The following is a 22995-nucleotide window of genomic DNA, read 5'->3' on the forward strand; positions in this document are numbered from 1 at the left end:
ACACGGGCCCGCGCCCCGTGCGCGATACTTCACGGCGATGGCATGGGATGACGGGACGGGCGTGTTCGCGCTGCCGTCCGGGGTGCGGGTGCGCGGGCGGCGGGTGGCCGACCCGGTCAGCCCGGCCGACTTCGCGCTGCTGCTGGCGGACGGGCCCACGCCGGGCTGGGCGCACCGGCGGGTGGACTGGCCCGACTTCCGGACCCCGCGCGACACGGCCGACGCGCTGGACGCGCTGAGCGAGGCCCACCGGCGCGCGCACGCCGGGCAGCGGGTCGAGGTGGCCTGCCGCGGTGGCGTCGGGCGTACCGGCACCGCCCTGGCGGCGCTGGTCATCCTCGACGGGCTCGACCGTCGCGCGGCGGTCACCTGGGTGCGCGCCCACTACCACCGCCGCGCGGTGGAGACGCTGTGGCAGCGTCGCTGGCTGCGCCACGTCACCTGAAAGGCCGACATAACGGACCCACCTACCCAAGATCGCGCGCGTCACGGGTGGTCGGAGCGCGGGTGGGCGGCCATACTCGGCGGGATGCCCGCGCCACGTCGTACCCTCGCCCGCCTCGCCGCGTCCGTCGCCGCGCTCGCCCTGATCGTGGGCTGCTCGCCGGGCGCTCCGCCGGCCGCCGGTCCGGACGCCGCCGGGCCACCCACCGCGGCACCCACCGCCGGTACGACGACCCGGCCCGCGCTCCCGTCGGCCGCCCCGCGCACGAAGGCGGCCCCGTCGCCGGCGCCCGCACGGTCGTTCGCGGTCGGGGTGCGCCAGCTGACCGTCGTGCGCGACGGGCGAAAACTGGCCACCACGATCTGGTACCCGGCGACCGGGTCCGCCGGTGGTAACGCCCGCTCCGGCGCCAGGGTCGCGTCCGGCACGTTCCCGATCGTGCTGTTCAGCCACGGCCTGCGTGGCCTGCCGGAGTACTACGCGGCGGTGACCACCCGGTGGGCGGCCGCCGGCTTCGTGGTCGCCGCCCCGGCGTACCCGAGGACGAACGCGAACGCCGACCCGTTCGACGTGACCGACGTGGGCCAGCAACCACTCGACGCGGCCGCCGTCATCAGCAAGGTACGCGGCCTGAACACGAAGTCCGGCGACCCGCTCGCCGGGCACCTGGACACCGCGCACGTGGGCGCCGCCGGGCACTCGGCCGGCGGGTTCACCACCATCGGCATGCTCTCCTCGCCCAACCGCGACGAGCGCGTCGACGCGGCGATCGTCATCGCCGGGGCGTCGCTGGGCGGCAGTTTCACCGGGCCCGCCGCGTCGGTGCTGTTCGTGCACGGCTCCGACGATCAGACGGTCGCCGTCTCCGGCGCCCGGACGGCGTACCGCAAGCTGTCCTGGCCCAAGGGGTTCCTCACGCTGACCGGTCAGGGCCACGGGGAGTACCTGCGCCCGGGCGCGAAGGGGTTCGACCAGGTCAATGCCACGACCACCGACTTCTGGCGGGCCACCCTCTACGGCGACGCGGCCGCCCGTAAGCGGTTGGCCGCCGACGCGCGCCGCGGCGGGGTGTCCACATACGACAGCAGCCGCCTGTAGAGACGGCTGCTGTCGGTTCCCCTGGGGAGGGTCGGTCAGCTGGACACGATCTTGTCCAGCAGGTCGCGGTAGCGGCGCACGGCCACCCGGAAGATCTCGGTGTCGTCGCCCTCGGTCGACTGCCACGCGTCGAGCTCCTGCCGCTGGCGGGCCAGCGCCGCGGTGAACGCCTCGACCGCCTCGCCGACCAGGGTGCCGGCCTCGGCGGCCGCGCCGCGCGGGTCGTCGACGAAGCGCAGCTGCACGTCGCGCCACCGGTCGCGGAAGGCCTGCCCGTCCGCGTCGGCCCAGCGTCCGGCGCCGGGCTCGTCGGTCACCGCGCCGGGCACCAGCGCGGCCGGCTCGTCGACCGCGGTCGGCTCGGCCGGCCCCGGGGTCGCGTCGTAGCCGGGCAGCGTGTCGGCGGGAACGACCGGCTCGGCGTCGGCACCCTCGTCGGGCGTGAACGGGGTCACGGCGTCGGCGTCCGCCGCCGTCAGGGCGTCGGCCTCGTCGGCCAGGTCAGCGTCGGGCAGGTCCTCGTCGGCCGCCGCGTCGTGCCCGGCCACCGTGTCGCGGTCGAGCGCGTCGTCGTCATCGTCGTCCGCCGCCTCGTCGGTCAGGGCGGTCGGCTCGTCGTCGGCGACGATGTCCTCGTCCTCGTCGGCCGCGTGGTCGAACGTCGTGGCGGCGTCGGGACCGTCCGCGCCCGGCTCCCCGTCGTCGACGACCTCGTCACTGTCGTCGTCGGGGTCATGGTCGGCGCGCGCGTCGGTCACGACCGTGTCGTCCGTGGTCGCGTCCACGGGACGCGCCCTGCCGTCGTACTCGTCAACCAGCTCACCGTCGACCACCTGGCGGTCGCCGGCGGGCAGCTCGTCGTCGCGGACCTCGGCGTCGGGGCGGGTGTCGTGCTTGAACATCATGGGGGCGGTCTCCTTCTGCGAGTTCAGCGAGGTCAGCGGGTGGTCGCGGCGGGCTCGGTCGGGTCGCCGGCGAGGCGCAGGGGCTCGCCGCCGATGAGGTCGGTGATGACGGCGCGGTACTGCACGATGGCCTGCCGCAACTGCTCGGTCGTGGCCTTCTCGGTGGCCACCACACCGGTCGCGGCGCGGTAGTCGTCGAGGCGGTGGGCGTGCTCGACGCTGAGCAGCGCGACGCGCTCGTCCACCTCGGCGTCGGGGTAGCCGCGCTCGGTGAGCAGGTCGCCGACCAGGGCGTCGGCGTCGGCCACGGCCGCCTCGGGCTCGTCGAGGAAACGGGCCTGGATGTCGGCCCACCGGGTGGCGTAGCGGGTCCGGGCCTCGTCATCGAGGGTCCGCAGCGACAGAGCGGCGTGACGGCTGCGGCGCTCGCGCAGCTCACGCTCCGCGTCGGCGCGGCCACCGCGCTCGGCGACGAGCCGGTCGTACTCCGGGCCGAACTGCTGCCGCAGCGACCACCGGGTCGCGGCCAGCACACCGGCGACGACCGCGGCCACGACGACGAGCACGACAACGACTGTGATCACGATCTGGGTGGCTGTCATGGCGTGTTCCTCCTTCGTGGAGCTAGTGCCCACGAGGACGCACGCTCACACCCGGCGCAGCACCACGACGTACTCGCTGCGGGCCGCGTCGAGGCGACCGAGGCTGGCCCGGGTCACCCACCGGTCGGCGGCGTCCCACCGGTCACCGGTGAGGCGTAACCGTTCGCGGAACGCGACCTGCTTGGCGTCCTCGAAGTGGCCCTCGAAGACGGGCAGCAGGCCACGGGCGACGAACCGGCCGGTCAGCGCGGCGGGCGCGATGGCCCGGCGCAGCGTCGTCGGGTACGGGCCGTGCCCGGGGCGGCCCGCCTGCCGGTAGCCGAGCACGTACCGGCGGAACCACACGTGGAACGCGTGCGGCGTCGCCTTCGTCACCAACGCCTTGACGCTTCGCAGGTTGGGTACGGCGATGACGACGAGCCCGCCCGGCGCGGTCCAGGTCGCGAACCGGTCCACGAGCAGGGCCGGGTCGTCGACGTGTTCGAGGACGTACCAGCAGGTGATGAGGTCGAAGCTGGCGGCCGGGGCGGCGTAGGCGGCCAGGTCGGTCAGCACGCGCTCGTCGAGGCGCTCGTTGCGGACGATGGCGACCTCGTCGGTGTCGACGCCGACGACGTACGCGTCGGACGGCAGGTCGAACCGGGTGCGCTTGCCGGCGCCCGCCTCCAGCACGCGCGGGCGCCGCCGCGCGGTGAGCACGTCGGTGACGACCTGCTGCACGGCGCGGTGCGCGTCGGCGGGGGTGGCGAAACAGCGACGGGGGCCGGGGCGGGCGGGCGTGGTCCCGGTGGTGGATCGTCCCATCTCTGACATAGCGTGATTATCTGGCAATCTTCACTAAACGTTCAGCCGCGCCACGCGCGCCGGACCGGGCGCTCAATGATCGAAACGGCTAACCTGGGACCTCGGGCGACGGATTGGGGAGGGTCACACGGGTGCCTGAACAGCTCACGGCCGCGCCACCGTCGGCGCCGGTCGCCGACGTCCCGGCCCACCTACACTCCGCCTACACCGCGGCCCTGCCCGGCGCCCGGGCCACCGTGCTCGCGAAGCTGTCGGGCGCGCTGCGCCGCGAAAAGCTCGTCGACGCTGACCGGCTGCGCGGCGACCCGGCGGCGTTCGCCGACGCGCCGGTCGGGCTCACCGTCACCGTCGACGGCCGCCCNGGGCTCACCGTCACCGTCGACGGCCGCCCGCACACCGACCCGGGCGCTCTGCTGCGCGACCTGCGCCTGCCCGGCGAGGTCGCCCGCCTGGCCGCCGAGCTGGACAACAGCGTGCACAACCTCGCCCTCGCCCGTGCCGCCCAGCCGGCACCCACCGGCGGGCCGCCGGCGCTGCGGGCGCTGCTGTCCGCCGCCGACCCGCTCGCCGCCGTCGAGCAGTACGTGGTGGACGGGCACCCGCTGCACCCGTGCTGCCGCACCCGGTTGGGCATGAGCACCGCCGAGGTCCTCGCCTACGCCCCCGAGCACCGCCCCACGGTGTCGCTGGTCGAGGTGGCGGTGCCGGCCGAGCGGTGGCTGTCCACGGGCGAGGGCCTGCCGCCGCGCCTGCTGCTGCACCCCTGGCAGGCCCACCACGTGGCGGGAGCGTTCCCGTTCCTCACCCCGACCGGCGCTCACGTGCCCGCCCGGCCGCTCATGTCGCTGCGCACGCTCGCCCCCGTCCACGAGCCCGGCATCCACGTCAAGACCGCCGTCGACGTGCAGATGACCAGCGCGGTCCGCATCGTGTCGCCGGCCGCCGTGCACAACGGGCCGTTCGTGTCGACGCTGCTGACCCGGCTCACCGCGGGCATGCCCGCCATCGCGGTCCTGCGCGAGGTCGCCGCCGGCGCGGTCCTCGTCGACGGCGTGCCGGCACGCGGCCTGTCCTACGTGGTGCGCCGCTCCCCCGACCTGTCCCCCGGCGAGATCGCCGTCCCCCTCGCCGCGCTCGCCGCCCCGTCACCGGCCGACGGCCGCCCCCTGATCCGCGAGGCGGTCACCGAGGGCTACGCCGGCGCGGCCGCCGGGTTCCTCCACGATCTGCTCGCGTTGGCCTGCCCGCCGCTGTTCGCGCTGCTGCACGCGGGCGTGGCACTGGAGGCCCACGGTCAGAACACCCTGGTGGTACTCCGCGACGGCCGGCCCGTACGGCTGCTCTACCGCGACGTGGGCGGGGTGCGCCTGAGCCCGGGCCGGCTCGGCATCGCCGCGTCCGACCTGCGCGGCGACCTCGCCATCGACGATCCCGACGAGCTGCGCACCAAGTTGGTCGCCGCGTTCGTCACCACGGTGCTGGCCGAGCTGGTGACCGTGCTCGCCCGCGAGTTCGACGCCGACGCCGCGCCGCTGTGGGCGGGCGTGGCCGCGGCCCTGCGCGCCGCGAACGCCCCACCGCCGGTGTGGCGCGACCCGCTGCCGCTCAAGGCCATGACCACGATGCGCCTGGCCGCCGCCCCCCTCGACGACACCTGGATCACCGTGCCGAATCCCATGGCGGCTGCATCATGAGTGCGATTCTTGCCGAGACGCTGACCGCGCGGGCGTGCCGGTCAACGGAGCGGCAGCTCGCGACGCTCGCGCCGGACCTGCACGAGCAGTTCCGCGCGAACGTGCCCCGCGCCGCGGACGTGGTCCGCGACCGGCTGCTCGCCGCCGCGTGGCGCGAGGGCCTCGCCGAGCCGCCCGCCGACGCGACCCGGTTCGGCTTCGGCCGGATCGTGCCGGCGGGCGGGACCGACCAGGACCCGGCCGGCCTCGCGTGCGCCGTCCTGGGCGCCGACGCGCGCCAGGTCGCCGTCGAGCTGGCCGACGCGACCGCCAACCTCGCCCTCGCGTACGCGCGCCGGACCTGGTCGGACGCGGTGACCCGGCAGCGGGCCCGCGGCACGGGCGCCCGCGACACCCTCGACCTGGCCGCCGGCCTGGACCCCGACGCGCAGTGCGTGTTCTTCGAACGCCTCACCACCGAGGGCCACAACCTGCACCCGTGCGGGCGCACCCGGCTGGGCTGGGACCTCGCCGACGTGCTGCGCCACGACCTCGAATCGCCCGGCACCAGCCTGGGCCTGGTCGCCGTGCGCCGCGACCTGCACCTGGGCGACGACTTCGGCGAGACGCTCGCCACGGCGTACCCGGAGCTGGCGCACCGGCTCAACCGCACCCGCTACGCGGTGACGCCCGCCCACGCGTGGCAGCTCGACCGGCTCCTGCCCACCCGGTACGCGGACCTGCTCGCCGACGGCGCCCTCGTGCCGATCGACGGCGCGCGCCTGCCCGCGGTCCCGACGGCCGCGCTGCGCACCCTGCTGCTGCCGCCGGACCGTCGCGGCGAGCGCCGCTACCTGAAGCTGTCGCTGGACATCCAGGTCACCTCGACCCGGCGCAGCATCTCGGTGGCCAGCACCCGCAACGGTCCGACGATCTCGGCCCTGCTGCGCGACCTGCTCGACGCCGACCCCGACGGTGCCCGGGTGGTGCTGTTCGACGAGCTCGCCGGCTCGGCGGTGGCCGCCGGCGGCGACCGCGAACGCGACCTGGCCGCGATCCTGCGCACCGGCCTGTCCGGTCGGCTGCGCCCCGGCGAGGTCGCGATCCCCGGCACCGCCCTGTACTCGACGTCGCCGCTGACCGGCATGACGGTCCTCGCCGAGCTGGTGGACCGCTACGCCGCGACCCGCGGCGTGCGCCAGCGCGCCAGTGCCGCGCGGGGTTTCCTCGACGGGTACGCCCGGCTGCTCCTGCCCGCGGCGCTGCGCCTGGCGACGTGTCACGGCATCGGCCTGGAGGCGCACCTGCAGAACTGCGTCCCGACGTTCATCGGCGGCGTGCCGCACCGCCTCGCCCTGCGCGACTTCGCTGGCCTGCGCGTCCACCAGCCGCGCCTGGGCCGCCCGCTGCGGCTGTGGCCGGGCTCGGTGATCGGCGCCGCCGACGTGACCACGATGCTGGCGAAGCTCGGGTACACGTCGCTGCAGGCGCACCTGGGCGAGGTGGTGCTCGGGCTGGTCGTCTCGCACGGTCTCGACGAGGCGGTGGCCTGGTCGGTGGTCCGGGCCGTGATCGACGAGGTGTACGCCGGCCTGCGCGGCGGCCCGCACGACGCGGCGGCCGCGGCCGACCACGCGTTCCTGACGGCCCCGACGATGCCCCACAAGGCCCTGCTGCGCATGCGTCTGGACCCGGCGGGCGGCGATCGTTACGTCCCGGTCGACAACCCGTTGAGCCGCACGTGACGGGACCAGGCGTTGACGTATTCGGGCATGTTCCGCAGCGGGTCCGGGCGGCGCTGCTGGGGCTGACGCCGCCGCGCTGCGCGTACGTCTATGACACGACCGCGGCCGTGAGCGCGGCGCGGGCCGTCAAGGCGGCGCTGCCCCCGGCCGGGCGCCTGCTGTACGCGGTGAAGGCCAACGGGCATCCGGCGCTGCTCGCGGCGCTGGTCGACGAGGTCGACGGGTTCGAGGTCGCGTCCGGCGGCGAGCTGGACCTGGTCGCCGACGTGACGGGCGCCGCGGTGGCGTTCAGCGGCCCGGCGAAAACCGACGCGGAGCTGCTCGCGGCGGCGACGGCCGGGGTGACCGTGCACGTGGAGAGCCTGCACGAGCTGCGCCGCCTGGCGGCCGTGGCGAGCCTGGCCGGCCCGGACGGCGTACGGGTGGCGTTGCGGGTCAACCGGCCCGGCGCGGTCCCCGACGGCTCCCACCAGATGACGGGCGTGGCCACGCCGTTCGGCCTGGACGAGGCCGACGTGCCCGACGCGGTCGCCCTCGCGCTGGCCACCCCCGGGCTGCGGTTGGTGGGGTTCCACCTGCACGCGGTGTCCAACAGCCTGGACGCGGTCGCGCACGGGCGGTTCGCCGCCGACGCGGTGGCCTGGTCGGTGCGGGCGGCGCACCGCCACGGTGTGGACCTGACGTACGTGAACCTGGGCGGCGGTCTGGGCGTGGACTACACCGGCACGTCCCGGTTGGATCTCGCGGTGCTGGCCCACGGGCTGACCACGGCGACGGCCGCGCTGCCCTACGGCGCGTCGCTGGTGATGGAGCCGGGCCGGTTCCTCGCCGCCGACGCCGGCTGGTACGCGGCCGAGGTCGTCGACGTCAAGGCCACCCACGGGCGGTGGTTCGCGGTCGTGCGGGGCGGCACGCACCATTTCCGGCTGCCGGCCGCGTGGGGCTACAGCCACCCGTGCCAGGTCGTGCCGGTCGACGACTGGCCGCACCCGTACCCGCGCCCGCACTGCGACGAGCCGGTCGACGTGGTCGGCGAGCTGTGCACCCCGCGCGACGTGCTGGCCCGCGACCAGGCCCTGGGCCGGGTGCGGGTCGGGGACCTGATCGTCCTGGGCCGCGCCGGCGCGTACGGATGGGACATTTCGCACCTGCAGTTCCTGCGACACGATCCGCCGAACATCCTCGTTGTCTGAGATGTTTGGGTGACTTCAGGAATATCGGGAGCGCTCCCACGAACGGCTATCACGTATCGTCGGCGCGCCCTGGTCCGGATGGCCTTTCAGGTGGACTACAGTCCTACGAAGGGTGGAATATGCCGCAAAGCCGGGGTCACATGCTCCGTTGTGCACCACTTTCCGGAGTAGCGTGCATCACTGGTCACGTGACCTAGGTAACAACCGTTCCACCCCGGAGCAGATCAACGATGCAAGAGTGCAAACACCAACCCCCATGCCCGGGCGCCGCCGCTGTGGACCACGACGCCGCCCGAATGATCGCTACCTTCCCTGAGCAGGGATGGAGCCTCCTCTGCAACGGTGTCATCGTGTTCGAGGACACCGGTGAGCTGATGCCCGACGGGCTCGTGGTGGCACCCCACCGTGGCCCCGCCAGGCACGCCCTCATCGGCGGATAGCGACACGACGCACCGGCCGGGACCCCCGCATCGAGGCGGGGTTGCTCACTCGGCACTGGCTCGGCCGTCTTCGGTCCTCGCCAAAAGAACGGCTGCGGCCTCAGCCGGCAGTGAACGCCTCCGGCGGCGGGCACGCGCAGACCAGGTTGCGGTCTCCGTACGCCCCGTCGATGCGCCGCACCGGCGTCCAGTACTTGCGGGCGGCGTCCACCCCGTCGGGGTAGGCCGCGACCGAGCGCGGGTACGCGTGACGCCACTCGTCGGCGCTGACCGACGCCGCCGTGTGCGGGGCGTTGACCAGCGGGTTGTCCTGGGCGGGCCACTCGCCGGCCGTCACCTTGTCGATTTCCGCGCGGATCGCGATCATCGCGTCGATGAAGCGGTCCAGCTCGACGAGGTCCTCCGACTCGGTGGGTTCCACCATGAGCGTCCCCGCGACCGGGAACGACATGGTCGGGGCGTGGAAGCCGTAGTCGATGAGCCGCTTCGCCACATCCTCCACGCTGACCCCGCTGGCCCTCGTGATGGGCCGCAGGTCGAGGATGCACTCGTGGGCCACGAGACCCTTCGCGCCCGTGTACAGCACCGGGTAGTGCTCGCGCAGCCGCACCGCCACGTAGTTGGCCGCCAGGACCGCCGCGCCCGTCGCGCGCGCCAGCCCGTCGGGCCCCATCAGGCGCAGGTACGCCCACGGGATGGGCAGGATGCCCGCCGACCCGTGCGGCGCCGCCGACACCGCGTGCCCGTTCCCGACGAGCGGGTCGCCGGGCAGGAACGGCGCGAGGTGCGAGCGCACCGCGACCGGGCCCACGCCCGGGCCGCCGCCGCCGTGCGGGATGCAGAACGTCTTGTGCAGGTTCAGGTGCGACACGTCGGCCCCGAACTTGCCCGGCAGCGCGTACCCGACCAGGGCGTTGAGGTTCGCGCCGTCGACGTACACCTGCCCGCCCGCGTCGTGGACCTTCGCGCACAGCTCCGAGATGCCCGTCTCGTACACGCCGTGCGTCGACGGGTACGTCACCATGATCGCGGCGAGGTCGTCGCGGTGGGCCTCGACCTGCCGGTCCAGGTCGGCCAGGTCGACGTTGCCGTCCGCGTCGCAGGCCACGACAACGACCCGCATGCCGGCCATGACGGCCGACGCGGCGTTCGTGCCGTGCGCGCTCGACGGGATGAGGCACACGTCGCGGTCCGCCTGCCCGCGCGAACGGTGGTAGGACCGGATCGCCAGCAGCCCGGCCAACTCCCCCTGCGAACCGGCGTTGGGCTGCACGCTCACCGCGTCGTAGCCCGTGAGCTCCGCCAACCACGCCTCGACGTCGGCGACCAGGCGCTCGTACCCCCGGGTCTGGCTCCTGGGCGCGAACGGGTGCACGTTCGCGAACTCGGGCCAGGTCACCGGCTCCATCTCGGTGGTGGCGTTGAGCTTCATGGTGCACGACCCGAGCGGGATCATGCCGCGGTCCAGGGCGTAGTCCTTGTCCGACAGCGAGCGCAGGTAGCGCAGCATCGCCGTCTCCGACCGGTGCGCCCCGAACACGGGGTGGGTCAGAAACTCGCTGGTACGGGCTATCGCGACGTCCCCGGCGACATCCTCGACGGGCGCGACGCCGAACGCCGCCCAGACCGTCTCCAGGTGCGCGCGGGTGGTCGTCTCGTCGCAGGAGATCCCGACCCGGTCGGCGTCGATGTGCCACAGGTTGACCCCGGCCGCCTCGGCGGCGGCGACGACCTGCCCCGCCCGCCCCGGCACGACCGCGGTGAGGGTGTCGAAGAAGTCCGCGTGGGCGACCTCGACGCCGCCGGCGCGCAGGCCGGCCGCGAGGGTCGCCGCCCGCCCGTGCACGCGGGCCGCGATCGCGCGCAGCCCGTCGGGGCCGTGGTAGACCGCGTACATGCTGGCCATGACGGCGAGCAGCACCTGCGCGGTGCAGATGTTGCTGGTCGCCTTCTCCCGGCGGATGTGCTGCTCGCGGGTCTGCAACGCGAGCCGGTACGCGCTCGCCCCGTCCGCGTCGCGCGACACCCCGACCAGCCGACCCGGCAGGGACCGCTCCAGGCCGGCACGCACCGCGAGGTAGCCGGCGTGCGGGCCGCCGAAGCCCATCGGGACGCCGAAGCGCTGCGCGCTGCCGACCGCGATGTCGGCGCCGATCTCGCCGGGCGCGCGCAGCAGGCACAGGCCCAGCAGGTCGGCGGCGACGGTGACCAGGGCGCCGGCCGCGTGCGCGGCCGCGATCACCTCGCTGTGGTCGCGCACGGCCCCGCTCGCGCCGGGGTACTGCAGGTGGATGCCGAAGTACGCCTCCGGCAGCGCCTCGCCGGCGTCGAGGTCGACGACGCGGATCTCGATGCCGAGCGGTTCGGCCCGGGTGGCGATCACGTTGATGGTCTGCGGCAGCGTGTCGGCGTCCAGGACGTACACGTTGCTCCTGGTCCTGCTGGAGCGGCGGGCCAGCGTCATCGCCTCGGCCGCGGCCGTGCCCTCGTCGAGCATCGACGCGTTCGCGGTGGTCAGCCCGGTCAGGTCCGCGATCATGGTCTGGAAGTTGAGGAGGGCCTCCAGGCGCCCCTGCGAGATCTCCGGCTGGTACGGGGTGTAGGCCGTGTACCAGGCCGGGTTCTCCAGCACGTTGCGGCGGATGACCCCGGGGGTGTGGGTGCCGTAGTAACCCAGGCCGATCATGGAGACGGCGGCGGTGTTCGCGGCGGCGAGTTCGCGCAGCTCGGCGAGCACCTCGGCCTCGCTCGCGGCGGCCGGCAGGTCCAGGGCGCCGTGCCAGCGGATGACCTCGGGGATCGCGGCGTCCATGAGCTCCTCGACACCGCCGTAACCGACGACGTCGAGCATGCGCCGCTGGGCGTCTGCGGTGGTGCCGATGTGGCGGTCGGCGAACTCGGACGGCTTCACGGACTCTCCAGGGGTGAGGATGGCGTGGGCCTTCCTCCCCTTCTGTCACACCTTGCGGCGTTTCAGAGTCGCCTGCCCTGCACGGTCCGGGTGCCTGAGAGGTTCCGGGGAGGAATTGCCCCTTCGGCGCCGGCCCCGGGCATGACCCGGTGGCTGGACTCTCCCGTGTGGGTGTGTCGGCTCTAGCCACGCTACCAGCGCGGCCGTTACGCCCGTGTGTCGCCGGCCGGGAGTGTTGAAGATCCCACACCCCGGCCGGCGACCGCACGCGTCAGTGCGCGGGGGTGACCTCGTCGGCGTACAGCGTGATGTCCTCCGGGTCGGCGGTCAACTGCTGCTGCGCCGTCGTCACCGCGCGGCGACCGAACACGGTCGCCGCCCAGCCCAACGCCACACCCAGCGCCGCCACGCCGGCGACCAGGCCCCACGGCACCGGCGGCCGCTTGCCGGACAGGGCGTCCAGCGCCGCGTCCGCGCGCCGCCGGGCCTCCCTCGAACCGGCGCCGACCTTCGCGCCGTACTGCTTGGCCTTGTCCCCGCCGGTGCTCGCCGCCGAGGTCAGGTTGCCCCACGCGTGATCGACGAGACGGGACACCTCCTTGCGCCGCTTTCGGCTCATGGCCGCCTCCTCATCGCCGCTTGCGTCACTGTCTACCTGGGCGGGTACCCCGACCGTTCGCGCCCAAAACTCTCCATAGTGGGCGGGCCCGTTAGGGTGATCACGTGACGTACCGCGCGGCCGACGACCGCTACGAGACCATGACCTACCGGCGTACCGGGCGCAGCGGGCTGCTGCTGCCCGCCATCTCGCTCGGTTTGTGGCACAACTTCGGGCACGCCCGGCCGCTGCAGACCCAGGCCGAGATCGCCTGCCGGGCGTTCGACCTGGGCGTCACGCACTTCGACCTCGCCAACAACTACGGGCCCCCGCCCGGGGCCGCCGAGGAGAACTTCGGCCGCCTGCTGGGGCGCGAACTGCGCCCGTACCGCGACGAGCTCATCATCTCCAGCAAGGCCGGGTACGACATGTGGCCCGGCCCGTACGGCGACTTCGGCTCCCGCAAGTACCTGCTCGCGTCGCTGGACCAGTCGCTGGCCCGCCTGGGACTGGACTACGTCGACATCTTCTACCACCACCGCCCCGACCCCGACACGCCGCTCGAGGAGTCGATGGGGGCGCTGGACGCCGCCGTGCGCGCCGGTAAGGCGCTGTACGTGGGCATCTCCAACTACCCGGCCACCCTGGCCCGGCAGGCGGCGGAGATCCTGCGGTCGCTGGGCACGCCGCTGCTCATCCACCAACCGTCGTACTCGATGATCAACCGCTGGTTGGAGCGCGACGGGCTGCTCGACACCCTTTCCGACGTCGGCGCGGGCTGCATCGCGTTCTCGCCGCTCGCCCAGGGCCTGCTCACCGACCGCTACCTGGCCGGCGTCCCGGCCGACTCGCGGATCGCGACCAGCCGGTTCCTGTCCGAGAACGCCCTGACGGACGCGACGATGGCGAAGGTGCGGGCGCTCGGCGACATCGCGGCGAAGCGCGGCCAGTCCCTGGCCCAGTTGGCGTTGGCCTGGGCGCTGCGCGACCCGCGGATGACCAGCCTCATCATCGGCGCGTCCAGCGTCGCCCAGTTGGAAGCCAACCTGGCTGCCCTGACCAACCTGTCGTTCACCGACACGGAGCTCACTGAGATCGACCGCTACGCCACCGAAGCCTAGCCTTCCATGCTGTGGCGGGAAGTCACCCCTCCAGGGGCAACTTCCCGCCACAGCAACCGACACCGCATCGTAGGGACGTGGGTGGCCGATCGTTATCAGGAGTTGTGGACACAGGGCAGTCGCGCGATCCTGCGTGGCGATGCGGTCACCCAGGACGGGCCGCTGGGCACAGGTCGGTGGCCCGTGTCGATCGCATTGCGGCTCGATGAGACAACCCGGAGCACATTCGCCACCCTGGCCAGCGAGGCTGCGGCCGTCATCGGCGACGCCTACCATTTTGATCACCATGTGACGGTTCGTGCCGTGCACCCGGCGTCGGACGACACCATCGACGAACACCGGATGACCCTGTACGCGGACGCGCTACGGGAAGCGGTGGCGGGGCTGGGGCCGGTGCGGCTGCGCTTCGATGGGCTTACCCTCGCGCCGGGCAACGTGATGGCCTGCGGTTACCCGGTCGACGACACGGCTGACAGGCTGCGAGCCCGGCTCGCGGAATCACTGGCCACCCGCGACGCTGACGGCTTCGAACGCGGCTATCGTCGCGACATCTGGCACGCCACCCTGATCGGATTCGCTGGGCCGGTCAACGACCCGCAACAGCTGGTCGACTGGGTGGCTCGGCGGCGCCGCGAACCGCTGGCGACCGCGCGCTGCGACGCTGTGGAACTGAACAGATGGAACGCGCTCGCCGATCGGCAGGTCGCCGCGCCCTTGTGCCGGGTGTCCCTGACGGCTGACTAACCGACGAGGCTGCGGACGTGGCCCACCACTGACCACGGTCTAGCCGACGCGGCGGCGCGCCCGGCGCGCCGCGAGCTCGTCGCCGGCCTCGGAGTTCGCTTCGCCGGCCGGTTCGGCGACCGGCTCCGGGGAGCCTTCGCCAGCGACCGGCAGGTGCGCCAGGGAGCCCTGGATCTCCTTGAACGCGCCGGAGATGGCGATGCCGAACACCCCCTGCCCGCCCTGCAGCAGGTCGACGACCTCCTCGGCGGAACGGCACTCATACACCGACGTTCCGTCGGAGATCAACGTGATGCCGGCCAGGTCCTCCACACCGTGCTGGCGCAGCGTGTCGATCGCCTTGCGGATGTTCTGCAGGGACACGCCCGCGTCGAGGAGCCGTTTGACGACCTTGAGGACGACGATGTCGCGGAACGAGTACAACCGTTGGGTGCCGGAGCCGGACGCGTCACGGACCCCGGGCACGACCAGCCCGGTGCGGGCCCAGTAGTCCAACTGGCGGTAGCTGATGCCGGCCGCCCCGCACGCGGTGACGCCGCGGTAGCCGACGGAGTCACCCGACCCGTCGGGCGACTCGGCCACCTGGGGATCGGTGGTGACGCCCGGACTCGCAGGCTCCCGCATCTGCCTACCTCCCGCCGCGGTGCTTCCTGTGGCCCACCCTATAGCTCGCGTTGAGGGTTGCCGGGAAACGTCACGCACGACACGCCGAGCATCCCGCCGACGGGGAAAGCCCTTTGTCAGCCGGCGAAATCCTCGGGGCGCACCTGCTCCAGGAACTCCCGGAACTTCTCCACCTCATCCTCCTGCTCATCGGGGATGATGATGCCCGCTTCGGACAGAACCTCGTCCGTGCACCGGATCGGCGCGCCGACCCGCAACGCCAACGCGATCGAGTCGCTCGGCCGCGCGGAGATCCGCAGCCCGTCCCCGATCAGCAGCTCGGCGTAGAAGATGTTCTCCTTCATCTCCATGATCTCCACGGCGTGCAGCGGCGCCTTCAGCGCGGCCAGCACATCCCGCAACAGGTCATGGGTGAGCGGCCGGGTCGGCTTGATGCCCTGCTGCTCGTAGGCGATCGCGGTGGCCTCCACCGCACCGATCCAGATCGGCAGGTACCGGTCGCCGTCAACCTCGCGCAGCAGCACGATCGGTTGGTTGCCCGGCAGCTCGACCCTGACGCCCACGACGCTCAGCTCGCGCACCTCAGTCCTCGCCCCTTCTTTCGGCCCTGGCGCCTGCTCTCCTTTGCACGGTACACGGGTCGCGACCGCACCGTCCGCATGCCGCCGTGCCGTGATCGTGACAACGGGTGTGACGGCAGATACAGAAGTGGTCAAACACCCAGGCCACGGCGCAGCCCGGCCCGCACCAGCGCCGCATGCAACTGGGCGGTCAACGCGGCGAGTTCGTGCACCGTTTCCAGCGCCTGGGCCCGCCCGCCCGGCCCACCGTGCCGGGCGATCGGGGCCACGATCTGCTCCAGCAGCCCCACCTCCCGGTCCGCCGCCGCCCGCGACGCCCGCAGGTGCCGCGCCGCGATCCCGAACGCCGCCAACTGGGCGGCCGCCCGCGCCACAGCGAGGGCCTCCGCGTCGAACGAACCGTCCCCGGACGGGACCAGCAGCCCGTACTCGATGAGGTTGGTGACCGCCTCGGCGTCAAGACCGGCCCGCTCGGCGAGGTCCACCCGGCTCAGCCGCACCTCCACCGTGCCCGAGCCGGTGTCCCCGTCCGGGCGCGCCGACGCGACCCCGACGACGCGCTCGCCCCGGTCCACCGCCGCCAACTGCTCGCGGATGACCCGCAACGGCAGGTACCGGTCGCGCTGCGCCGACAGGATGAACCGCAACCGCTCCACGTGCGCCGAACTGTACTTGCGGTAACCCGACGGCGCCCGGTGCGGCTCGATCAGCCCCTCGGCCTCCAGGAACCGCAGCTTCGAGATGGTGACGTCCGGGAACTGGCCGCGCAGCTCGGCGAGCACCTCACCGATGCTCAGCGTGGCACCCACGGACACCGACGCGCCCGTGGGAACCGTCTGCTCGCGCGGCCGGCCGCGCGCCGCCGCCTCCGCCGTCACGCCAGGTCGTCTGGCCGAGGCCCCGCGATGAACACCAACCGGAACTTGCCGATCTGCACCTCGTCACCGTTGCTCAGCGTGGCCGCCTCGACCCGCTCACGGTTCACGTACGTGCCGTTGAGGCTGCCCACGTCGCGGACCGTGAAGGTGCCACCGTCGCGGTGGAACTCGGCGTGCCGACGCGACACCGTCACGTCGTCGAGGAAGATGTCACTGTCCGGGTGCCGGCCGCTCGTCGTCACATCGTGGTCGAGCAGGAACCGGGCCCCCGCGTTCGGGCCACGGCGCACCACCAGCAGCGCCATCCCCGGCGGAAGCGAACCAGCCACCCGGCTCGGCACCACGTCGGAGTCACCAGGGGTCTCAAGGACCTCGTCAAGTCCGCCGAGGTGCAGCGTCGAAGTGACGTCGAGCGGGGGGTACTCGTCGTCTGGGCGCGTCATCGGACCACCTCACGGATCATTAGTCGACTGGGCGAGCCTAGCCATGGCCTGAACAAAGGGTCAACCGGACGCGCCACACGAAGCCCACGACACTGTGCGACGCCGGCGGCGGCCGGGGTGTCTATGACTGCTCGGTCAGCGCGCCGTACGCCGCCGCGTCGAGCAGTTCGTCGAGATCCTCCGCCGACGCCGGGGCCAGCTCGATGAGCCAACCCGACCCGTAGGGATCGGTGTTGACGAGTTCCGGCTCCTCGTTGAGCTGGTCGTTGCGGGCCACCACCGTGCCGGTCACGGGAGCGTACAACTCGGAGACGCTCTTGGTCGACTCCACCTCACCGAACGGCTGACCAGCCTCGATCGTCGACCCGACGTCGGGAAGGTCGACGAAGACGATGTCACCGAGAGAGTCCTGGGCGAAGTCCGTGATGCCCACCCGCAGCGCGTCCGCACCGGCCACCGCGCCGACCCACTCGTGCTCGGCCGTGTAGCGAAGGTTCTCAGGGATCACGTGTCTCGTCCTCGCGAACTCGTGGTGGGCAACTCACGACACGGGGTTGGCCCACCGCAACGGGCTGGCAGGGTGCAGCGCGTCAACGTGAACCTCCCCCGAGTTGTCGACGATCACGTTACCGCCGTCGCGCGCGACCGCGTCAGCGACCCCGCCGGGAATCGTCAACGCCGTGTTCATCGTCTGCGCCGGACCGATCACCGTGATCGCGTACGGGGCCGTGAGACCCTTTCCGTCCACTGTGAGCCCCGCTGAGGAATCAACGAAGTAGGTGGAGGCCACGATGCGCACCGTGGTCCCGTTGTTCCCGGCGATCTGCATCGCCTCCGCCCCGGCCCCCCGCAGCTCCTCCACCGCGTCGAGCACCGTCGCGGCCTTGATCGGATCGTCGCGGCCCGGCACCAGCTGGATCTTCAAACCCTCCCCGACCGCCGGCAGGGTGCCCGCCAGGATGCCCAGCTCGTCGGCGCGCCGACGCGCCTCCGCCAGCGCCGCCTCCCGGCCCTGGGCGCCGGACGCCAGCTGGCTACGCGTCAACTGCAGGTTGCCGATCTCCGACCGCAGCCGCTCCTCCCGCGCGTTGAGGTCCGACAGGATCCGCACCAGGTCCTCCGGGCGGGTGTTCTGCAACTGCGTGTCGCCCGTGTTGCTGCGCAACTGCACCACCAGCGCGAACCCGAGCAACCCCACGAGCAGCCCGATCACCGCCCCGGCCGCCGACAGGCGCCGCCCGCCGCCCGCGTCGGGCTTCTCGGGCGCGACCTCGGCCGCCGCCTCCTTCTCGGGCGCCGGCTCAGGCTCCGCCACCACGTCCTCGCGCGGCGGCGAAGCCGCCGCCACAGGCCAACCCAGGCCACTGTCCGCGCGACGCTCACCGTCCGCGGGCGTCAGAGGGGGGTACTCGTCAGCCACGGCACTCACGCCCGGAACAGGTGCCGGCGGATCGCCGCCACATTGCCGAAGATCCGCACACCCAGGACCACCACGACACCCGTCGACAGCTGACCGCCCACCCCCAACTGGTCACCCAGATACACGATGAACGCCGCCACCAGCACGTTCGAGATGAACGAGATGACGAACTGCTTGTCGTCGAACACACCGTCCAGCTTCGCGCGCACCCCACCAAACACCGCGTCCAACGCCGCCACCACCGCGATCGGCAGATACGGCTGCAACGCCACCGGCACCGTCGGCTCGAGCACGACACCGAGGACGATGCCGACCACCAGGAACAGCACCGCGATCATCAGCCACCTCCGGTGGGCGTGGGCGACGGGGACACGTCAGGCCGGGCGAACCGCAACGGAATGTCCGTGCCCGCCGCCGGCAGAATCAGATCATCACGACGCGACGTAGCGAAATCGATGCCGTACTGCGTCTTCAACCCGCGCAGCAGCGCCGCCGCCGGCCCGGCCAGGAACCGGTCCAACATGTCATCCGGGCCGATCGCCGTCACCTGGTACGGGCTCGTCACCGGCCGGAAATCCACCAGGATCGCGCTGCCGGCCGTACGGATCGTCGACGTCGCCGTCAACCGCTGACCGTTCACCGCGACCGCCTCCGCGCCCGCCGCCCACAGCCCGTTCGCGACCTCCTGCAGGTCCTTGTCGAGCACCCGGCCGCCCTCCGGCGTCACCTGCTTGCCCGTCGTCGGGTCCACCTGCGGGGCCGCGTCCGACACCGTCACGATCACCCCGTCGCCGGTCACCTTCGCCAGCCCCGTCGCGGCCTCCCGCTCCCGCAACGCCCGCAGCTCACCCGAACCCGCGCCCAACGCCTCAGCCCGCAGCGCCGCGACCTCGTCGCGCAGGGCGTCCGCCTGCCCCTGCAGGTCATCCGTGCGCGCCTGCGCCCCTCGGGCCTCATCGACCAGACCCGCGTGCGCCCGCGAGCTCTCCGACTCACCCGCCACCACATGCCGGTACGCCACCGCGAACAGCAACCCGATCGCCACCAGCACCAACAGGCGAAACCCCCCGCTGGTCACCCGGCTCCACCGCGGCTTGGGACCCTCCGCCGCCCGCCGCGCCGCCGCGTCCGCATACCCCGGATCCAACGGGTTCTGGAACATCTCCGTCAGCAGATCCGGCGCGAACCGCGGACCCTCGCTGCGCTCGGTCATGGCGTCGCCGGGGCCCGCCGGGCCGCCCGGACCAGCGCGGCCGCCTGGCCCACATACAGCGCCGCCGCCACCCAGTACAGGACCAGGCCCCACCACGCCAACGCCCAACCCGCCGCGTACGCCACCGTGCCCGTCGTGCCGCCCACCGTCGCCAACAACAACGTCGGGAACGCCACCAACAGGATGAACGTCGCCGTCTTACCCACGTAATGCACCGGCGGCGGCCCGTACCCGTACCGGCGCAACACCCCCAGGCTGATCAACAGCACGGCCTCCCGGGCCAGCAACGCGATCGTGAACGGCCAGCCCACCACCCCGTCGACCGTGAACGCCAACAACGTCGCCAGGATGTACAACCGGTCAGCCAACGGGTCCAACAACTCACCCAGCCGGCTCACCTGCCCCAACCGGCGCGCCAGATACCCGTCCACCCAGTCCGTCGTGCCGCCGACCGCCAACACCACGACCGCGGCCACGTCCTCGTGCGCGACCAGCAACAGATACAGGAACAGTGGCACACCCAACAGGCGCGCGAAACTGATCAAATTCGGAATGGTCCACACCGCCGAACGGCCACGCGGCTGCGGTGCAGGGGCAGCGGACTCCCCCGGCCTACGCGCCACCGCACCCTCCTCAGCCTGTGGCGACTCCCAAAACGCAAGTCACTATAGCCCCGACACGACCTCGCGCCCCGCACCGCGTCGGCCGGAGCCGCTAAGCTCGCTGCCGTGAGCACACGGGTCAATTCCAAGAAGGCGCCGGGCGACGCTGGCCTGGGCCTGCCTCCCAAGTCGGAACGCCGCGCCCTCGGCAAAGCCGCCGCTGTTCGGCGCGCCAAGGCCAAGCGGCGAAGCAAGCAGCTGCGCACCGCCGGCGCCGTGCTGCTCGCCCTCATCCCAGTGGCCCTCGTGGTCGCCGCCCTCACCGGTGTGTTCGACACCAAGGACACGTCGCTGACGAGCACCCCCGACGCCAGCGCGAGCGCCGGCGCCACCGCCGGCGCCGGCGCGGGCCCCCAGGCCCCGCAGGTCTCCCTCGACCCGGCGCTGTCCACCAAGCCCGTCGTCACCAAGGGCACCGGCGACCTCAAGGAACTCAAGGTCACCACACTGGTGAAGGGCACCGGCGGGGCCGTCAACGCCGGCGAGAACATCACCGTCAACTACGTCGGGGTGTCCTACAAGACCGGCGAGGAGTTCGACTCCTCCTGGAAGCGCAACGAGCCCGCCACCTTCCCCATCGGCGTCGGCCAGGTCATCCAGGGCTGGGACCAGGGCCTCGTCGGCCTCACCGTCGGCAGCCGGGTGCAGCTCGACATTCCCTCCAACCTCGCCTACGGCGACGACGCCAGCGGCGGCCGCCCTGCCGGCCCTCTGCGCTTCGTCGTCGACATCCTCTCCTCCACCCCGGCCCAGTAACACAGGACAAGGGGGCCGCATCGGGTTCATCCCCGATGCGGCCCCCTTGTGCACACTGAGAACATCTCATCCGTGCAGACCATGATTGCCTGGCTCGACGGACTGCCCCCACTCGCCGTCTACACGGTCGCCGCCCTGCTCGTCGCCGCCGAAACCGGCCTCATCATCGGCCTCGTCCTCCCCGGCGAGGTCACCCTCGTCGCCGCCGGCTTCCTCGCCTACACCGGCGTCACCAGCCCCATCCCCACCGCCATCGTCCTCGTTGCCGCCGCGCTCGCCGGCGACGCGCTCGGCTACGCCGAAGGCCGCCGCCTCGGCCCCCGGCTGAAAGCCAGCCGCCTCGGCCACTGGGTCGGCGAACCCCGCTGGCACCGCGCCGAAGCCCTCTTCGCCCGCCACGGCGGCCGCGCCATCCTCCTCGGTCGCCACGTCGCCTTCGCCCGCACCCTCATGCCCCGCCTCGCCGCCATGTCCGGCCTCACCTACCGCCAGCTGCTCCCCTGGGACCTCGCCGGCGTCGCCACCCAGGTCGGCGGCGCCCTCGCCCTCGGCTACCTCGCCGGCACCAGCTACGAACAACTCGCCCACGTCTTCGGCCGCGCCACCGGCGCCGTACTCCTCCTGCTCATCGTCGTCGGCGCCATGGTCGCCTTCGGCCGCTACCTCGGCCGTCACCCCGACCCCGTCACCGCCCTCGGCGACCGGCTCGGCACCTGGGGACCGCTACGCCTGCTCGACCGCGCCTACGACACCGCCTTCCGCTGGCTCACCGCCGGCATCGGCGTCGGCGGCGCCGTCGCCACCAGCGTCCTGCTCGGCGTCGGCCTCGTCCTCGGCGTCGGCGCCGGCCTCACCTGGGCCATCGACGCGCTCGTCGCGAACAGCGGCCTACCCCTCATCGACGGCGTCACCGTCGACTGGATCGCCACCCTGCGCACCGACGCCCTCACCGAACCGACCATCACCCTCCTGTCGGTCCTGCGCGGGTCCTACCTCGTCGTAGCCACCGGCATCGTCGGCCTGCTCCTCAACCCGTGGCCCGCCCGCTGGCGCGCCGACGTGCTCGGCGTCCTCGGCACCGTCGGCGCGTTCCTGCCCCTGGTCATCCTCGCCATCGCCGCCGACTGGGTCCGCCCCGGCGAAAGCGGCGAGGCCGGCGCTGGCGCCCTGTTCCCCAACCAGGTCACCCTCGCCACCGCCAGCCTCGGCATGGTCGCCTGGCTCATCGCCCGCCGCCGCCCCCGCTGGGAGATCCGCGTCGCCGCCTGGATCACCGCCGTCACCGTCGTCATGCTCGTCGCCGCCGGCCGCGTCTACGTCGGCTGGAACTGGCCCAGCGAGATCCTCGCGTCCACCCTGCTCGGCGCCCTCTGGGTCGTCGTGTTCGCCTCCGCCTGGCGCACCCGCGACCGCGTCCGCGCCGACGAGGACACCCCCGAACTCACCACCGTGAGCTGAGCACCGCCCGTAATCTCCAATCCCGCCAATTCACCGACAACCCCGACATCGGCGTTCTGGCACGGTCCCGCCAGGGCTGACGCCCGCCCGCGAGGGCCGGGCACGCCGATTACGGGCGTGCCCGGCCCTCGCCCTTACTACGCTGATCTCGTGATTACCGCGGTGCACGCGCTGGTCTACGCCGAGAATGCGCCGGCCGCCCGGGAGTTCTTCCGCGACGTGCTCGGCTGGCCGTACGTGGACGCCCACGACGGCTGGCTCATCTTCACCTCCGGGCCTTCGGAGCTCGGCGTGCATCCCGCCACGAACGAGCACGGGTGGAGCACCCCCGTGCACCACGAGATCTCGCTGATGTGCGACGACATCGAGCGCACCGTCGCGGCGCTGTCCGCCCGTGGCGCGACGTTCGCCGGCGAGATCGCGGAGACGTCGTTCGGGCTGACCATCCGCCTGAAGGTCCCCGGCGCCGGCGAGATGCTGCTCTACGAGCCCCGCCACAAGACCGCCTACGACCGCTGACGGCGAGAACCCCGTTCTGTTCTTGCCGTTGAATGTTCTTCAGTGGTGGCGTAAGCCACCACCTCTAAGTCGTCCTAGGACGCTAGGTTATCACCCGTGACGTGCTGGGATGCCGCACGCGGCTCACACCGCGGGTGGCTGCTGCCAGAGGTCACCGCGGAA

Annotated in this window: 25 protein-coding genes and 1 riboswitch; of the genes, 11 read left to right on the forward strand and 14 right to left on the reverse strand. The window is 72.7% G+C overall.

The window, feature by feature from the left end:
- The first annotated feature begins 37 nt into the window (after positions 1-37).
- On the forward strand, positions 38-445 hold the full coding sequence (locus tag ABD211_RS30165) for a protein-tyrosine phosphatase family protein (RefSeq protein ID WP_344139145.1): 408 nt from the start codon (positions 38-40) through the stop codon (positions 443-445).
- A gap of 84 nt (positions 446-529) precedes the next feature.
- The gene (locus ABD211_RS30170; RefSeq protein ID WP_344139147.1) at positions 530-1543 is read left to right on the forward strand and encodes an alpha/beta hydrolase family protein; all 1014 of its coding nucleotides are present in this window, start codon (positions 530-532) and stop codon (positions 1541-1543) included.
- 35 nt (positions 1544-1578) lie between these two features.
- Here ABD211_RS30170 and ABD211_RS30175 read toward each other — a convergent pair whose 3' ends face one another.
- From ABD211_RS30175 to ABD211_RS30185, 3 genes are read right to left on the reverse strand one after another with little or no spacing between them, the layout of a single operon-like run.
- On the reverse strand, positions 1579-2448 hold the full coding sequence (locus tag ABD211_RS30175; protein WP_344139149.1) for a hypothetical protein: 870 nt from the start codon (positions 2446-2448) through the stop codon (positions 1579-1581).
- Between the two features lie 32 nt (positions 2449-2480).
- Entirely contained in the window at positions 2481-3050 is a 570-nt protein-coding gene (locus ABD211_RS30180) for a hypothetical protein (RefSeq protein WP_344139151.1), read from the reverse strand.
- Between the two features lie 45 nt (positions 3051-3095).
- A complete protein-coding gene (locus ABD211_RS30185) occupies positions 3096-3854 on the reverse strand; it encodes a class I SAM-dependent methyltransferase (RefSeq protein ID WP_344139153.1) in 759 nt (252 codons plus the stop codon).
- Positions 3855-4327: 473 nt separating this feature from the next.
- Here ABD211_RS30185 and ABD211_RS30190 point away from each other — a divergent pair, with 473 nt between their 5' ends.
- The 4 genes from ABD211_RS30190 (at position 4328) to ABD211_RS30205 (ending at position 8905) form a co-directional block, all read left to right on the forward strand.
- Complete coding sequence (locus ABD211_RS30190; RefSeq protein ID WP_425560565.1) at positions 4328-5548, forward strand: IucA/IucC family protein; 1221 nt, start codon at positions 4328-4330, stop codon at positions 5546-5548.
- Positions 5545-7272: an IucA/IucC family protein gene (locus ABD211_RS30195; RefSeq protein WP_344139157.1), complete on the forward strand. Its 1728-nt coding sequence runs from the start codon at positions 5545-5547 to the stop codon at positions 7270-7272. Before ABD211_RS30190 ends, ABD211_RS30195 begins: the two co-directional genes overlap by 4 nt.
- A complete protein-coding gene (locus ABD211_RS30200; protein WP_344139159.1) occupies positions 7269-8465 on the forward strand; it encodes an alanine racemase in 1197 nt (398 codons plus the stop codon). The genes ABD211_RS30195 and ABD211_RS30200 overlap by 4 nt, the downstream gene beginning before the upstream one ends.
- Positions 8466-8695: 230 nt before the next feature.
- Positions 8696-8905, forward strand: a complete 210-nt coding sequence (locus ABD211_RS30205) for a DUF5999 family protein (RefSeq protein ID WP_344139161.1) — start codon at positions 8696-8698, stop codon at positions 8903-8905.
- Between the two features lie 100 nt (positions 8906-9005).
- On the opposite strand, the gene gcvP is transcribed toward ABD211_RS30205, so the two are convergent.
- Both gcvP and ABD211_RS30215 read right to left on the reverse strand, forming a co-directional pair.
- Complete coding sequence (gene gcvP, locus ABD211_RS30210; RefSeq protein WP_344139163.1) at positions 9006-11816, reverse strand: aminomethyl-transferring glycine dehydrogenase; 2811 nt, start codon at positions 11814-11816, stop codon at positions 9006-9008.
- Positions 11817-11888: 72 nt separating this feature from the next.
- Positions 11889-11992, reverse strand: a riboswitch (glycine riboswitch).
- Positions 11993-12087: 95 nt separating this feature from the next.
- On the reverse strand, positions 12088-12435 hold the full coding sequence (locus ABD211_RS30215; RefSeq protein ID WP_344139165.1) for a hypothetical protein: 348 nt from the start codon (positions 12433-12435) through the stop codon (positions 12088-12090).
- Positions 12436-12539: 104 nt separating this feature from the next.
- On the opposite strand from ABD211_RS30215, the gene mgrA reads away from it, so the two are divergent.
- Together mgrA and ABD211_RS30225 are read left to right on the forward strand one after the other, a co-directional pair.
- Positions 12540-13535, forward strand: a complete 996-nt coding sequence (gene mgrA, locus ABD211_RS30220; protein WP_344139167.1) for an L-glyceraldehyde 3-phosphate reductase — start codon at positions 12540-12542, stop codon at positions 13533-13535.
- 81 nt (positions 13536-13616) lie between these two features.
- Entirely contained in the window at positions 13617-14279 is a 663-nt protein-coding gene (locus ABD211_RS30225) for a hypothetical protein (RefSeq protein ID WP_344139169.1), read from the forward strand.
- A 39-nt stretch (positions 14280-14318) separates the two neighbouring features.
- Here the strand turns inward: ABD211_RS30225 and ABD211_RS30230 are convergent, their stop codons facing one another.
- The 9 genes from ABD211_RS30230 to clsA form a co-directional block, all read right to left on the reverse strand.
- Entirely contained in the window at positions 14319-14903 is a 585-nt protein-coding gene (locus ABD211_RS30230) for a MerR family transcriptional regulator (RefSeq protein ID WP_344139171.1), read from the reverse strand.
- 116 nt (positions 14904-15019) lie between these two features.
- Positions 15020-15484, reverse strand: a complete 465-nt coding sequence (locus ABD211_RS30235) for a bifunctional nuclease family protein (protein WP_344139173.1) — start codon at positions 15482-15484, stop codon at positions 15020-15022.
- Between the two features lie 131 nt (positions 15485-15615).
- Entirely contained in the window at positions 15616-16281 is a 666-nt protein-coding gene (gene ftsR / locus ABD211_RS30240; protein WP_344139210.1) for a transcriptional regulator FtsR, read from the reverse strand.
- A gap of 77 nt (positions 16282-16358) precedes the next feature.
- Complete coding sequence (odhI, locus tag ABD211_RS30245; protein WP_344139174.1) at positions 16359-16805, reverse strand: oxoglutarate dehydrogenase inhibitor Odhl; 447 nt, start codon at positions 16803-16805, stop codon at positions 16359-16361.
- Between the two features lie 121 nt (positions 16806-16926).
- Entirely contained in the window at positions 16927-17313 is a 387-nt protein-coding gene (gcvH, locus tag ABD211_RS30250; protein ID WP_344139176.1) for a glycine cleavage system protein GcvH, read from the reverse strand.
- A gap of 33 nt (positions 17314-17346) precedes the next feature.
- Positions 17347-18153 carry a DUF881 domain-containing protein gene (locus ABD211_RS30255; RefSeq protein WP_344139178.1) on the reverse strand — a complete coding sequence of 269 codons (807 nt, stop codon included), beginning with the start codon at positions 18151-18153 and terminating at the stop codon, positions 17347-17349.
- A 77-nt stretch (positions 18154-18230) separates the two neighbouring features.
- Entirely contained in the window at positions 18231-18563 is a 333-nt protein-coding gene (locus tag ABD211_RS30260; RefSeq protein WP_344139180.1) for a small basic family protein, read from the reverse strand.
- Entirely contained in the window at positions 18563-19438 is an 876-nt protein-coding gene (locus tag ABD211_RS30265) for a DUF881 domain-containing protein (protein ID WP_344139182.1), read from the reverse strand. The genes ABD211_RS30260 and ABD211_RS30265 overlap by 1 nt, the downstream gene beginning before the upstream one ends.
- A complete protein-coding gene (clsA, locus tag ABD211_RS30270; RefSeq protein WP_425560564.1) occupies positions 19435-20061 on the reverse strand; it encodes a cardiolipin synthase ClsA in 627 nt (208 codons plus the stop codon). Before clsA ends, ABD211_RS30265 begins: the two co-directional genes overlap by 4 nt.
- 105 nt (positions 20062-20166) lie before the next feature.
- On the opposite strand from clsA, the gene ABD211_RS30275 reads away from it, so the two are divergent.
- From ABD211_RS30275 to ABD211_RS30285, 3 genes are all read left to right on the forward strand, one after another.
- The gene (locus ABD211_RS30275; protein WP_344139186.1) at positions 20167-20856 is read left to right on the forward strand and encodes an FKBP-type peptidyl-prolyl cis-trans isomerase; all 690 of its coding nucleotides are present in this window, start codon (positions 20167-20169) and stop codon (positions 20854-20856) included.
- Positions 20857-20937: 81 nt separating this feature from the next.
- Positions 20938-22314, forward strand: a complete 1377-nt coding sequence (locus tag ABD211_RS30280) for a VTT domain-containing protein (RefSeq protein ID WP_344139212.1) — start codon at positions 20938-20940, stop codon at positions 22312-22314.
- Positions 22315-22464: 150 nt separating this feature from the next.
- Complete coding sequence (locus ABD211_RS30285) at positions 22465-22833, forward strand: VOC family protein (RefSeq protein WP_344139188.1); 369 nt, start codon at positions 22465-22467, stop codon at positions 22831-22833.
- The last annotated feature ends 162 nt before the right edge of the window (positions 22834-22995 follow it).

The organism is Luedemannella flava (genome assembly GCF_039528515.1).
GTDB lineage: Bacteria > Actinomycetota > Actinomycetes > Mycobacteriales > Micromonosporaceae > Luedemannella > Luedemannella flava.